Origin of the sequence: Bacillus norwichensis, assembly GCF_014836955.1 — a bacterium.
In the GTDB taxonomy this organism is placed as follows: domain Bacteria; phylum Bacillota; class Bacilli; order Bacillales; family Bacillaceae_C; genus Siminovitchia; species Siminovitchia norwichensis.
On record NZ_JACSPV010000010.1, the window covers coordinates 107024 to 120435 of the forward strand.

13 protein-coding genes are annotated in these 13412 nt (G+C 37.1%); 11 read left to right on the forward strand and 2 right to left on the reverse strand.

Going from position 1 to position 13412, the window contains the following annotated elements; all coding sequences use genetic code 11:
• Nucleotides 1-260 precede the first annotated feature (260 nt).
• The 8 genes from H9631_RS08250 to H9631_RS08285 all read left to right on the forward strand — a co-directional run bounded on the left by H9631_RS08250 (nucleotide 261) and on the right by H9631_RS08285 (nucleotide 7632).
• Nucleotides 261-563, forward strand: coding sequence for a hypothetical protein (locus H9631_RS08250; protein ID WP_191811693.1), 303 nt, complete (start codon nucleotides 261-263; stop codon nucleotides 561-563).
• A 14-nt stretch (nucleotides 564-577) separates the two neighbouring features.
• Nucleotides 578-1522, forward strand: a complete 945-nt coding sequence (locus H9631_RS08255; RefSeq protein WP_191811695.1) for an ATP-binding protein — start codon at nucleotides 578-580, stop codon at nucleotides 1520-1522.
• 13 nt (nucleotides 1523-1535) lie between these two features.
• On the forward strand, nucleotides 1536-2414 hold the full coding sequence (locus H9631_RS08260) for a tetratricopeptide repeat protein (protein WP_191811697.1): 879 nt from the start codon (nucleotides 1536-1538) through the stop codon (nucleotides 2412-2414).
• A gap of 15 nt (nucleotides 2415-2429) precedes the next feature.
• Nucleotides 2430-3371, forward strand: coding sequence for a threonine ammonia-lyase (locus tag H9631_RS08265; RefSeq protein ID WP_191811699.1), 942 nt, complete (start codon nucleotides 2430-2432; stop codon nucleotides 3369-3371).
• A gap of 15 nt (nucleotides 3372-3386) precedes the next feature.
• The gene (locus H9631_RS08270; protein WP_191811701.1) at nucleotides 3387-3935 is read left to right on the forward strand and encodes a flavodoxin family protein; all 549 of its coding nucleotides are present in this window, start codon (nucleotides 3387-3389) and stop codon (nucleotides 3933-3935) included.
• A gap of 825 nt (nucleotides 3936-4760) precedes the next feature.
• The gene (locus H9631_RS08275) at nucleotides 4761-6494 is read left to right on the forward strand and encodes a sulfate adenylyltransferase (protein WP_191811703.1); all 1734 of its coding nucleotides are present in this window, start codon (nucleotides 4761-4763) and stop codon (nucleotides 6492-6494) included.
• A gap of 270 nt (nucleotides 6495-6764) precedes the next feature.
• Nucleotides 6765-7145 (forward strand): hypothetical protein, encoded by a 381-nt coding sequence (locus H9631_RS08280; RefSeq protein WP_191811761.1) that lies wholly within the window; start codon nucleotides 6765-6767, stop codon nucleotides 7143-7145.
• Nucleotides 7135-7632 carry an aminodeoxychorismate lyase gene (locus H9631_RS08285; RefSeq protein WP_191811705.1) on the forward strand — a complete coding sequence of 166 codons (498 nt, stop codon included), beginning with the start codon at nucleotides 7135-7137 and terminating at the stop codon, nucleotides 7630-7632. Before H9631_RS08280 ends, H9631_RS08285 begins: the two co-directional genes overlap by 11 nt.
• Before the next feature lie 52 nt (nucleotides 7633-7684).
• On the opposite strand, the gene H9631_RS08290 is transcribed toward H9631_RS08285, so the two are convergent.
• Nucleotides 7685-8806 carry a CAP domain-containing protein gene (locus H9631_RS08290; protein WP_225220939.1) on the reverse strand — a complete coding sequence of 374 codons (1122 nt, stop codon included), beginning with the start codon at nucleotides 8804-8806 and terminating at the stop codon, nucleotides 7685-7687.
• A 304-nt stretch (nucleotides 8807-9110) separates the two neighbouring features.
• On the opposite strand from H9631_RS08290, the gene H9631_RS08295 reads away from it, so the two are divergent.
• The 3 genes from H9631_RS08295 to H9631_RS08305 are packed head-to-tail and all read left to right on the forward strand — an operon-like array spanning nucleotide 9111 to nucleotide 11005.
• Nucleotides 9111-9482: a GntR family transcriptional regulator gene (locus H9631_RS08295; RefSeq protein ID WP_191811707.1), complete on the forward strand. Its 372-nt coding sequence runs from the start codon at nucleotides 9111-9113 to the stop codon at nucleotides 9480-9482.
• A gap of 4 nt (nucleotides 9483-9486) precedes the next feature.
• On the forward strand, nucleotides 9487-10365 hold the full coding sequence (locus tag H9631_RS08300) for an ABC transporter ATP-binding protein (RefSeq protein WP_191811709.1): 879 nt from the start codon (nucleotides 9487-9489) through the stop codon (nucleotides 10363-10365).
• On the forward strand, nucleotides 10349-11005 hold the full coding sequence (locus tag H9631_RS08305) for an ABC-2 transporter permease (RefSeq protein WP_191811711.1): 657 nt from the start codon (nucleotides 10349-10351) through the stop codon (nucleotides 11003-11005). The genes H9631_RS08300 and H9631_RS08305 overlap by 17 nt, the downstream gene beginning before the upstream one ends.
• A gap of 601 nt (nucleotides 11006-11606) precedes the next feature.
• Here the strand turns inward: H9631_RS08305 and H9631_RS08310 are convergent.
• On the reverse strand, nucleotides 11607-12383 hold the full coding sequence (locus H9631_RS08310) for a hypothetical protein (RefSeq protein WP_191811714.1): 777 nt from the start codon (nucleotides 12381-12383) through the stop codon (nucleotides 11607-11609).
• Between the last annotated feature and the right edge of the window lie 1029 nt (nucleotides 12384-13412).

Sequence of the window (13412 nt, forward strand, 5' to 3'; positions counted from 1 at the left end):
AGAGAGCTAAGCGAAGGGTATGTCGGTACGCCAAATCAAGAGGCTCGAGAGATTAAAATTGAATTGAACGCTGTTACTTAGATCTATTTCTTGTGGAGTAAACAGCATCTACCCACGCAAAGTACATGCTTTTTTATACATAATTCTGCAAATTGAGTTATACTATTAAGATAGTAAAGGTTGATATATCACTGTTTTTAAGAGTTTTATTCAGGTGTTTACGCTGAAAAAATATTATACATTCTTATAAGGAGCCCGCCATGAGTTCAAAAGAAATGGAAAAGAAAATCATCGATAGTTATCGTAAAGATGAGAAAATGATGATACTCGTATTTGCACAATGGTGCATTAATCATGATTTGATTCCTGAGCAATTATATAAGAAGGCCTATCCAGAACAGTCGGAAAATCAGGCTTTGAAAGAAGCATTAGAACTGACAGTGCCAAAGGAAGAAGCTGGAGTTATAGCGAATGATACTTTACTTGGAGTGCTTTCCATGTTTGGAAATGAGGATCTAGCTTTCGTTGTGACGGAGGAAATCCAAAGAAATAGATTGCTTTAAAGGAGGTGGGCTTGATGCCCCACGATGAGCAGAATAAGAATAAGCTTAAAGTCATTCAATTTGACAAAGATCAAAATACACTTATTGAGTCGTTGCAGCCACAGGAAACCTTTGATGATGTCGGTGGCATGGAAGATGTAAAGAAAAAAATCCAAATGAGTTTTATTTTACCGTTGCAAAATCCTGAATTCTTCCAAGCTTATGGCAAGGAAGCAGGCGGCAGTCTACTTTTATACGGGCCGCCAGGCTGCGGGAAAACCTTTTTGGCAAAGGCGATTGCAGGAGAAATCAATGCGAATTTCTTACATATGGAATTACAGGCCATTTTATCAATGTATGTGGGTCAAAGTGAGCATAATCTTCATGACCTTTTTGAAAAAGCACGCGAACAAAAGCCTTGTGTACTCTTCATTGATGAATTGGATGCACTGGGTGGCAGCAGGCAGAATATGAGACAACATCATGAAAGGATGCTTGTGAATCAATTACTAGTAGAGCTGGACGGACTCAGTTCCCACAATAACGGCGTGTATATTATCGGAGCAACCAATACGCCATGGTATTTAGATCCAGCCTTAAGAAGACCCGGGCGGTTCAATCAATTGATTTTCATTCCGCCGCCAAGTGAACAGGAAAGAGAGCTGATTTTAAAATTAAAGCTGAAAGACAAACCTCAGGCTAAATTGAATTTGAAAAAGCTTGCTGGCAAGTCTCAGCATTTCTCCGGTGCAGATCTGGAGCAGCTTGTAAATGATGCAATTGAATCTGCACTTCAACGTTCATTGGAGACAGGCGAATTGCAGCCGCTAACTGACAATGATATTAATCACTCTCTAAAAGGCCGGAAACCGACAACACTGGAATGGTTTTCAACTGCGAAAAACTATGCGACTTTCAGTGATGTTAATAGAGATTATCAGCATGTGCTGGATTATATCAAGGATAATAAAATTCGTTAGGAAGTGAGCCTCGTTGAATGAAAGTCTCCAATACTCACAGTTTGAAAGGGCGGTTCAGCTGCTAGAATGGAATCGGTATCAAGATTCTATTAAAGAAACAGAAGCGTATATAAAATTGTACCCAGATGATCCGGATGGCTATGCGTTGTTGGGGAAAATTTTTTTGGAAATGGACGAATACAAAAAGGCTCTTCATTGGGCCGAGGAAGCGCTGAAAAAAGATCCTGAAAATCCGCTGGGGTGGGAAGTTAGAGCAGGTACGCTTTATACCCAGCAGAATTGGAAGGCTGCTAAGAAAAACATCATGGAAGCAATCAGCCTCTTCCCTGAAAACAGTTATTATTATTTTTTAGATGGAAATATTTACAATCAACAAGGAAAATTTCATCAAGCAAAGGAAAGCTTTGAACATGCTTTGAGATTAGATCCGCATAATGCTTTATATCTTGCCAATTATGGCTATGTTCAAAGTTTGCTAGGGAATAAGCAAGATTCTATTGAAATAGAAAAGCTTTCATTGGAATTGGATCCCGATAATTCTTTGATCTTTTTATATTTGGGCTGGGCAGCAGATCAAAGAGGCGAGTATGGGAAAGCACTCAATTTTTTAGAAAATGCTGTGCGTCTTGATCCTGAAAACCCACAAACACGCGTCGAATACCTGGAAGTGCTGCAAAAACAATATAAAATTTATCGTTTTGTTCTGTTACCATCCAAACTTTTTTCAAAACTTAAGCCATGGGCTGCCATACTACTTTGGATTTTTCTGTGGATTGTCTTCAAACCCCTTGTTCTTTTATTTATCATTTTGTACGGGGCGGCTCATTGGAGCACCAAATTGATTGTCAATTACAAGGTTTTTGGAACGGTATTTGTGAAAAATAAAAAATAAAGGGTGATACAGTGGATGATTGATTTAAACTTGATACGAGAAGCTAGGGAAAGAATAGCTCGCAGTGTGAAAAAAACCCCCATCATGACTTCAGAAACAATTTCCAAAGATCTTGGCAATGAATTGTTCTTCAAGTGTGAGCATCTCCAAAAAACCGGCGCATTTAAAATCCGCGGCGCCTCTAATAAGGTCATTTATGAGGCACAGAGAAATACGAAACATGTGATTGCCGCTTCATCTGGAAATCATGGCCAGGCCGTAGCATACATAGCTAATCAGCTTGGAATTTCATCTACTATCGTCGTACCTGAAGATGCCGCCACTTGCAAAAGGGATGCCATTATGGCCTATAACGGAAATCTTGAGTTTTGCGGGACGACATCAGAAGAACGGATTGAAAGAGCCAAACAAATCTGCGAAGACAGAAACGGTGTGTTTATTCCCCCATATGACGACCCTTTTATTATGGCTGGGCAAGGAACTGCGGGGTTGGAGATTGTTGACCAACTGGATGAGATTGATGAAGTATACGTTCCCATCGGAGGCGGAGGTTTGATTTCAGGTATTGCTACCGCGATTAAAGAATCGAACCCAAACATCCGAGTTATCGGGGTGGAGCCGGCAATTGCCAACGACACCTATCTATCACTTAAGGAAAGAAAAAGGATCAATATTGGCGGAAGTTCAACGATTGCCGATGGATTAAGAACTTCCATACCTGGTGAGTTGACGTTCCCAATTGTTCAACATTATGTCGATGATATCGTACTGGTTGAAGAGGAGTCAATCAAGCAAGCTTTTACCTATGTATTAACAAGAATGAAGCAGTTGATCGAGCCCTCTGGTGCAGTCTCGGTTGCAGGCGCGATGAAAAGGAGCCCTGAAGGCAAACGGATTGTCGCGCTAATTTCGGGAGGGAACGTTGATACTGAAGTGATTCCGAGTCTATTGAAATAAGAGGAGGGACGTTCAATGAGCGAAATGCTCGTACTGTACGGAAGCAGCAGACCATCGAGCAATACAGAGATTTTAACCAAACAGGCAACTGCCGGGATAAATGTAAAAGAGGTTTACCTAAGAGAATTTACCATTAAACCGATAGTTGATGGTAGGCATGCGGAACACGGCTTTGATGATGTAGACGATGATTATAACACGATTATGAAGGAAGTCGAACAAAGCGATATTATACTATTTTCGACACCTATATACTGGTACAGCATGTCAGGGTTGATGAAAAATTTCATAGATCGCTGGTCGCAAACTTTGAGGGATCCGAGGTTTCCAGATTTCAAAGAGAGAATGAGCACTAAAAAGGCCTATGTCATTGCGGTTGGAGGAGATCAGCCCCATATCAAAGGTTTAGCTTTGATTGATCAATTTCGCTGGATCTTTGAATTTGTCGGCATGTCATTCGGTGGATACATCATCGGCCAAGGCAATAAACCGAATGAAGTGCTGCAGGATGAAGTAGCGTTTCTATCAGCAAAAAAGTTGAATGAGGAACTAAAATCGTATTAAAAATGTCTATCCCGCTTGGATCAATACGTATAGATCCGAGTGGGGGATTGTAAGGTACCATGAAGAAGTTTGTGTCGACTTTTTTATACATAGACTGGCAAAATCATAATAATCATCATTTGGCCATTATCAAACTCCGAATGAAATGAATTGCCCATTCAATGGGGGTTCGAACCCTGCTGAATCAAGGTAAAGCGCCGGTGGATGCCATACTTCAGAGGAATATATTGAGCGAAGCTCCATACAATTTTGGCGCACATACGCCAAAGCATATTTGATGAGAGGCGTTTCCACTTATTATTTTTAAACAAGGAGATATTTTGCTCAAATATTCTAATAATATTGAAAAAATAACCTTTGTCAGCTCTGATTGTTTTTCAATAAGAAACGTAGTTTTATTGGGAAATCGTCTGTTGCGCTAGAATATAAAGGACTTCTAATCAATCACCTTTTAAGGATTTTGGTGAAAATTGGCATATCCTACACTTAATTTTAGGAACATGTCTCATAGAAATCGTTATCATGATTAGAGTTGCTGGCACTCCGTTGCTTTTCTATTATTAATTTTCTTGTAATTTGAGTGTAGTGATTATATAATAAATTCATAATCTGTTATACAACAATGGAACATCCCTTTTCGACAATACCTTACAGGTCATTGTTTTTTATTTGTATAAGCGTTTACATTTATCTGGGGGGCATCACTTGCTTAGTGCTTAATTCAATGAATTGAAATTTCATAAAATAATAGATTGAATGGTCGATTGGGGAAAATCTTCACCATTGTAAAAAGATGCTAGAAGAAGAAATGGGAGGAAGAAGAGCATGGATCAAAAAATTGCAGTTGCAAAAACCGAGGACTTCACCAATTATCCGCAACAGCCACATGGCGGAAAGCTGGTAGACAGAGTATTGAGAGGCAAAGAGCGAGAAGAAGAGCTAATCAGAGCCAGAGAGCTGCCCACCATTATGGTTGATTTAGAAGCTGTCATCACTCTTGAAATGATCGCTACTGGCGTTCTATCGCCCAATGAAGGTTTTATGAATGAGGCAGACTATAAGTCAGTACTTTATGAAGGCCGATTGAAAAGTGGGGTAGTCTGGCCGGTTCCGCTCAGCTTTGCACCGATTGGAAACAGAAATAAAGAAGTTGTTGCTTCTCTTTCTGTTGGCGATGAAGTAGCATTAGCAGATGAAACAAAAGAGCCCGTGGCCATCTTAAAGATAGAAGATCTTTTCTCTTATAACAAAGAAGAGCGAGCTGCCCAATTGTTCGGAACAACGGATCGCAACCACCCAGGTGTAGATTCGATTTTCCGCAGAATGGGGGACATAGCATTAGGGGGACCCATCACACTTTTACGCAGGGTAGATTGGGGACCGTTTGAAAAAATTCGCTTGGAACCAAAGGATACATGGAGAATTTTTTACGAAGAAAAGAAATTTCGTTCAGTAGGCGGATTCATTACTGGTGCAAACCCGCTTCATAGAGGACATGAATATATTCACAAGAATGCCTTAGAGACAGTTGATGGCTTGTTAGTGCAGCCATTAGTAGAAATGGCTAAACGTGAGTATACGAGAAATGAGTTTCGCATGCTGTCTTACCGAAGTGTTTTAGATACCTATTATCCAAAAGAGAGAGTCTCGCTTGCTCCACTAAGGGTTACGTATATTTTTGCTGGCCCGCGCGAAACTGTCTTACATGCATTAATTATGAAAAACTTCGGTTGCACGCATGCACTCATCGGCCGTGACCATGCCGGTGTCGGGGATTATTATGATAAATACGCGAGCCACTCGATTTTCGATCAGTTTTCTCCAGAAGAATTAGGCATTAATATTCAGTTGTACCATGAGGTTTTCTATTGTACTCGCTGCTCAAATCATGCAACTGAAAAAACTTGTTTCCATGATGATCGTTTCCGTCTGAAAATATCTGGAACCGGTATTAGAGAAATGCTACGTCACGGCATCATGCCGCCAAAAGAAGTAGTTCGCCCTGAATCAAGCCGGATCGCTATGCAGGGAATACAGCCTAAAGGCTTAGACGAGGATCAAAGATCTATCTCTCCAGTGGGTAAAACAATTAAAAGCATGTTCCCATTCTATTTGGAAGCTACACGCCTCGGTGGAACATACCGTCGTGAGAACCTCACAGCAGAGGAACTGACTATGCGGGATTTGGAAGCGGCGACATTGGATGTTCGCTTGAACGCAGACCGAATTTATCAGGACATTTATGAAGAGTATACGTATGTCGGGGATGCGGATCGTGATATTCAGAGACAATGGGTTACAGAATCCCGCGAAGCCTTGCGTCAACAGCAAGAAATGGTTGTAGAAGATTTGGAAGAAAAGGTGAAGCAGGCTCCTGAAACAGCATCTGACGAATTTTTATATCAGGACAAAGAAGAATCTCAACGCGAGCTTGAAGTTGCCCAAAAAATTCTTGAGGATATTCCTCCGGCGCTACGTGCTGATAAAATTGAATACCGTGTATGGAACCCACTGCCATATAAGCGTTATCGCGGCAGTGATGAACCTGAAGATAAATAAAATATCAAATGAATTTGAAAACGCCTTCGTATGTATTTGAGGAACCACTAAAAAAGTCCTAATATACAAAAATGCAGAAACCCTTCATAAGCGTAAGGGTTTCTGCATTTTATTGCGGAGGTTTTCAATATAGATGAGTTCATCTGGATGAAATTTGTAAATCATACCCGACTTTGGTCATATTTATCATAATCTAGTCGAAAATTTGAATCTATGGATGTATAATTAATAGTTGGAACAAATTATACATGGAGAGGAGACCCTAACTTGATGGAATGGACATTGGGGGGCTTGTTTGTTGCCTCTGCCTTATTGCTGATAATGTCGGGGATTAAAGGACGCAAGGCCTCCAAAGAGGAATTGAAAGAAATTGATATGATTCATATATCCACTATGAATGAGATAAAAGATATTAAAGAATCAATTCGGAAAATGGAACTTGATATAGAAATTATCACAAATGAATCTAACATCCCGATTTCCGCTGAGGAAAGAATTTTCAGACGTGAAGTGTTGGATTTGTACAATCGGAAATATTCAATTGAAAACATAGCGGGTCAAAAAAATGCATCAGAAAATGAGATCAGGCAAATTATAGCTCCTTACATAACAAAGAAGAACGAAAGGAGCAAGGTTACAAATGAAATTTAATCCTTTGGCCAGCTTTGCGGCCGGAGTCCTTCTGGCCACTACCGTTTCCAGTGCTGCCTATTTTTCAGTAAAAGGCGAAGCTTCAAAAGCTCCTGCAAAAACAACAGAAAAAGTAGAAATTAAGGAAAGCAAGCCATCTGAAGCAGAAATGATCACTGACCTGGAGTCCTCCGGCTATATTGTACAGACGGCTGAAGAGTATAATAAAAATCTAAAAGAAGCAAAAGCAATTGCAGAAAAAGAAGAAAAACCTGCAAAAGAAAAAGACAAGAAAGAAGTCGTTTACCGCGTAGTGATTAATGTCACGGACGGAATGACTAGTATCGATGTGGGCAGAATGCTTGTGAAATCCAAAATCGTTGATGATGCATTCAAATTTTCCAAAGCGGTTGAAAAGAAAAAAGTGGAAAATAAGTTGCGTCCGGGGTCCTATGAAGTGGATAGCGATATGTCCCAAGACGAGGTCATTAAAGCGATCTTTAAATAAGGTACAAACACCCTATATCTAGCTGTTTAGAGCTGAATATAGGGTGTTTGTATTATTTTCCAATGAAATTTTCTGTATAAAAGGGTCTGGAATCAGAATCAAAGGCGACACCAACTCCTAAGGCAGTGTAGTCTGGGCTCAAAATATTTTTCCGATGTCCTATAGAATTCATTAAACCTTCATGGGCAAAAATACTGCTTACCTGTCCGGTTGCAATGTTTTCTCCAGCCGCCAAATAGGAGATACTATCCTGATCCAATCGATCGAAAGGGGAGAGGCCCTCTAAATTCTCATGATTGAAGTAATTTTTATCAGCCATATCCGTACTATGTCCGCGTGCAGTCAACTTTACGTGATCATCCCAGGATAAAGCTGGGAAGCCGTGTTTCACTCTTGCTGCATTAGTGAGATCAAATAATTGATACTCGAAGCCACTTTTTAATTCCTGAGTTCCCGGAGCAAAGAAATCTTTCCTCTCCTGTTCAAGACTATTGCTGATGATTTGTAAAGCTGTCACTGTATCATTTTTATGCTGATCAAAAAACACTGTCACATAACCATTGTCCTGTTCATAGATGTTATATTCGCCATTATTCTGGACTTGGTACGTGACCAATCCTTTTCTTATCCCTTTTACAGGCTCTCCAAGCTTTTGAACAACTGACTCTTTTGAATCATTTAGCTTAATTCCATGCTTTGATGAAACCAAGTCCTGATTTGTATATAACCCAGCAACTTTTCCCTGTTCATCATAAGCAGCCATGAAGAAATTATGATAATTTTCATGGTAGGTGTACCATTTGACTCCATATTCATTATAAGATGCCCGCTTTTCTTTCCCCACCTGTTTTTCAACCTCAGCCTTTGTATCGCCAATTTCGATATTGTGTACTGAAAATGTTTGTTCCTCGGGTGCTTTTAACGAAGGTGTTTCCACTTGCTCCTGTTGATCATCATTCTCTATGCCCTTAATTTCTTTTTTTAAGGATTGAAGACGATCTTTTATTTGTGCAAAGGTATTAGCAACTTCAGGCTCCTCTTTGACCTGCTCAACGGATGTGTGAACATAATTGATAACAGATTGAACAGACGCCACAACATGCTCATTTCCCAGTTTATATAAAATGAATCCTGCAATGAGCAAAAATATAAACAACGTTCTAAAAAATTTCAAACAGGAACCTCCTAACATTGTTTCAATGATTTCCATGATTTTTAGCCGATGCAAATGGTTCGATAACTCTATTTTATAATGTAAACAAAAGAAATGGAAATAAGGCGCAGCTGGTAGATAAAGGATGTGTGAAAAAAGTACCAAAAATTTGTTTTATCGCTCTTACGAGTACCCTTGCAAATCGAGGCTTTCAGAACATTTACCAATGAAATGGAAGTTATCCTCATTACAGAGGATTGACACAAGCGTTATAACTGTATATACTGTTTATATTCAGTTATAACGAATAGAGGAATGTTATGCAGTGGATATCATTATTTCAAATTCTTCAGATGAACCAATTTACTTACAGTTAGCAAATCAAATAAAAGAACAAATCGTAAAGGGAGATTTGGTAGAATCACAATCACTCCCATCCATTAGGAATCTGGCAAAGGGACTAAAAATAAGTGTGATTACAACAAAAAGAGCTTATGACGAATTAGAAAAAGAAGGGTTTATCGTTACCGTCGCGGGAAAAGGCTCATATGTCGCAACAATCAACAAAGAATTATTTCGTGAAACAAAAGTAAAAATGATTGAAGAAATAATGACAGAAGCAGTCGATTCAGCGAAATTGGTTGGCCTTACTTTGGAAGAGCTGCAAGAGATAATCCAAATAATATATGAGGGGTGAAAAAATGAGTAAAATTCTGGAGATCAAAAATTTATCAAAAAACTACAAGGATTTTTCTTTAAAAAGGATTAATATCACCCTTGAAAAAGGGTACATAATGGGGTTCATTGGACCTAATGGCTCTGGAAAAAGCACTACCATCAAGCTAATTATGAATTTAATAAAAAAAGATAATGGGATAATAAAGATTTTTGGTTTAGACAATGATGAAAATAATTTAGCAATAAAGGACAAAATCGGCTTTGTTTATGATGAAAATCACTTTTACGAAGAATTAACAGTAAAAGAAATGAAAGATGTCATAAGTCCGTTTTACACTAGATGGGATGAGAAACTTTTTACAAGATACGCCCAAGACTTTGAATTGCCTTTAAATAAAGAAATCAAGCATTTGTCTAAAGGAATGAAGATGAAGTTCTCTTTAGCCATTGCGCTTTCACATCATGCCGATCTGCTCATAATGGACGAACCAACTTCAGGATTAGATCCACTTATAAGATCTGAACTATTGGATATCTTGCAATCATTATTACAAGATGAAAACAAATCTATTTTCTTTTCTACCCATATTACTTCTGACTTAGACAAAATTGCAGATTATATTACATTAATTCACAATGGCCAAATTATATTAAGCAAAACGAAGGATGAGCTTTTAGAGGAACACTGTATCGTAAAGGGGAGTAAGAAACAATTAAATATTGTTCATCACGAAAACACCATTGGCCTAAAACAAAATGATTTTGGATTTGAAGCATTGTTAAAAAATAAAAAGGAAGTCATCAAACAATTTGGTGATTCCACAATGATTGAAAAACCAACACTAGAAGATATTATGATTTTCTATACAAGAAGGAATGATCGTCATGTATCATCTTATTAAAAAAGACATTTTGATGCAAAAAAGAGCCTTAAAATTATCTGTTCTACTAATCCTCTTTTTTTCCTTCACACTTTCAAGTCTTGGAGCTGCTGGATTAACGATTGGCATTTTAGCCATAACATATCAACTGGTGTTAGGAGCTAGTGCATTAGAAGATAAGAATAATAGTGATATCATCCTTATAAGCCTGCCAATCAAAAAGACTACGATCGTTTTATCAAAATACGTGTCAATTTATATTTATGCTGCGTATGCCACTTTGGGGTTTTACCTCATCAATTTGATTGTAAATATACTAAAGCTTCCATTTGCGATCCCGTTTGATTTAACAGTGTTGATTAGTGCAATGATTACTGTCACAATTTTTTGTTCAATTTCTTTTCCATTAATTTTTAAGTACGGCTATTTAAAATCAAAAATGGCGAACTTAATTATTTTCTTCGTATTCGTATTTGGAGGAACTGGCTTGGTTAGTTATTTAAGTAAAAACAATAAATTGATGTTGAGTCAAGATATCATCACTTTTTTTAGTGATAAATCTGATACTGTCGTCTCAATGATATTCGTAGTTTTACTTATCCTGATTATGATTTGTTCATATTTTATCTCTCTAAATTTTTATGAGAAAAGAGAATTTTAAATAACTTTACAAAAAATGGCTTTGTAGAATAAAGATCATGGGGCTTATGTAATATCTGCTATGGTAGCATTTGAGGAAATAAAAAGGACTTGAGATTTTAAGAACACTTATATTGTGACAAGGATCAAGTCCTGTGTTTTTGTTGTTTATGGAAAGGAAGGTTTTAACTTTTTATCCTAAAACAAGACTTAGACTTTCATGTCCTTTTACACAGTTGCAGTCTGAGGGCAGGAAAGTCTATACAATACGAAGTCATTTTTTTATGGGCGTCAAGGAATGTAAAGGGACAAAAAAGTGTGTACAAAAACTCATAGAAAAACATTGATTTTAAAATATGTACAACCTATACTAAAAACAATAATATTTGTATATTTCAAAATATTTCAAAGTAATTCATAAAAATGATGGAAATAACAGATGGTTCACGCATTGGTTATTAATTTTATTTCTTGGAACTTAACATCGGTAGCATAAATTATATTTTAAACAAAATTATTTCTCATCAAACATATCGCTTTACGTGGAGGCTTGGAGGCCAATTAACAACAGAATGATTCGGTGGGTTACAACAGGCCGGATTGTGCCTGTTGTAACTCTAGAATCATTTAATGTAAACGGGATTACCATTCTTTGGGATAGAAGAATTTGTTAATGGATGTCCAAAAATAATCTTCCATTGCCCGTTTTCATTAAAGACAGCTAACTTTTGTGTATAGCTATGATTTGGAAATTTATTTTCGGCTTCAATAACCGCAAATGAGTCTGAAATCATACTTATTCCGGATGTATTTACTTGTGGTACTGGCTGCTGACTTAATCCCTTTAAATGTTTTTCGATCTTCTCAGTATTGGAATCAGGTACAACTTTAATAAGTGATTTTATTTTGGCCGTATCGTTTTCCCTTATTGCATTAACATAGTCTTTAAAAAGCTGATTAATCTCCCCTTGTTTATCAGCTTTATCTGAATCATTTTTACTAACTACGCCCGATGGTGGTATACCTAATACGATTTTCCATTGTCCATCAACCTTAATTACGGGTGAAGTTCTTACATTAATTCTATTTTTATGTGTTGATTGGATAGATACGAGTGCTATATCGTTATTAATCAGACTAAGATTAGTGATTTTAGCTTCCTGCAAAAGATCTTCGTTGCAAAACCTTGTATAAGACTCCTTTAGATTCTCTATTTTAAGGAAATACTGTGAGTTATTAATCATGCCAACAGCGTTACAATTTTTTTGAGCCTCCAGGAAATTCACAACAGTAGCTAAAACATCGTCTTTTGTAGCTGCAACAACACTTGAACTGTTAAATAAAAATAATAATATTAAGAAAAAAATGATCTTATGTCGATTTTTAGTTGCTTCATACAAATTTTTCACCCCATTTTTGTTGTTTCATCATTAATTAATTTTTACCCAAACAGTCAACATTATGAGTGGATAGTTATGATCCAACTTTATTGTTAAACTTACGGTAATACGAATTAAGTAGGGGAGTGAGTGGAAATAAAAAAACTAATTTGGGTTTTATTACCTCTAGTATTGAGTTCTTTCTTAAGTGGTTGTTATAATGTCGTCCAAGAATCACGAGTAAAGGAGCAATTTAGAGGCTCGTCATACATAGGTAAAAAACAATTCAAACGAAAAGTCATCATAATGGAATCCGTGGGTGACCCATTACCATCTGAAGCTAAAAACATTCAATCAATGCCCAATAAAAGCGAGCCACAACAAATTCCAAATGTAAATCTTAATAACCCACTTATAATTACAAAAATGCCGCATTCAAATAATTAGTTTAAATAGCAAAGGAAATGTAACGGGGTATTAAAAATATTATTGTCTTGATTGTACAGACTTTTATGTCGTTTTTATACAAACATTTTTGTCTTTGTACAAGGAATGAAGTTGCTATTACACTTGGATTTTTTAGTTGACATAATATAAATTATAGGAAGTAAACTAGAAATCAAAAATATACTTAATCAAGACGAAATAATGTAAAACGCAACACATATTAGTTATATTTAATATGTGTTGCGTCTCATTTTATTAAGTATACTTGTTATTGAGACAAGAAAAGTTTTTTTGCTGTTTTTACAACAGCTCAAAATTTTTCTTGTCTCTTTTGACTTCTACAATACGAACTTCATTCTAGCAATCCATTTATCTGCAATCAGTCTCTGATAAAGTTACTTCAACTTCACATTAATTAGAAAGCGCATAAAAAACGCTAGTACATGGTATCGTAGTTACCTAATGTTGATTTATTTTCTGTGCTAGCACCTGTTCGCCACGTCAAAAAGTGGCTCGGGCAACACACCTTGGATATGCTTTTAGTACGTTCCTTACGAAGACTTCAAGTCTGCATAATTGCTTCAAAATTCATAGTTTCGCTCA

Bases quoted from the DNA above. Each gene is read 5' to 3' on its own strand.
- H9631_RS08255 (WP_191811695.1), top strand. From the start codon at position 578: ATGCCCCACGATGAGCAGAATAAGAATAAGCTTAAAGTCATTCAATTT.
- H9631_RS08305 (WP_191811711.1), top strand. From the start codon at position 10,349: ATGTATCATCTTATTAAAAAAGACATTTTGATGCAAAAAAGAGCCTTA.
- H9631_RS08250 (WP_191811693.1), top strand. From the start codon at position 261: ATGAGTTCAAAAGAAATGGAAAAGAAAATCATCGATAGTTATCGTAAA.
- H9631_RS08275 (WP_191811703.1), top strand. From the start codon at position 4,761: ATGGATCAAAAAATTGCAGTTGCAAAAACCGAGGACTTCACCAATTAT.
- H9631_RS08285 (WP_191811705.1), top strand. From the start codon at position 7,135: ATGAAATTTAATCCTTTGGCCAGCTTTGCGGCCGGAGTCCTTCTGGCC.
- H9631_RS08270 (WP_191811701.1), top strand. From the start codon at position 3,387: ATGAGCGAAATGCTCGTACTGTACGGAAGCAGCAGACCATCGAGCAAT.
- H9631_RS08300 (WP_191811709.1), top strand. From the start codon at position 9,487: ATGAGTAAAATTCTGGAGATCAAAAATTTATCAAAAAACTACAAGGAT.
- H9631_RS08280 (WP_191811761.1), top strand. From the start codon at position 6,765: ATGGAATGGACATTGGGGGGCTTGTTTGTTGCCTCTGCCTTATTGCTG.
- H9631_RS08265 (WP_191811699.1), top strand. From the start codon at position 2,430: ATGATTGATTTAAACTTGATACGAGAAGCTAGGGAAAGAATAGCTCGC.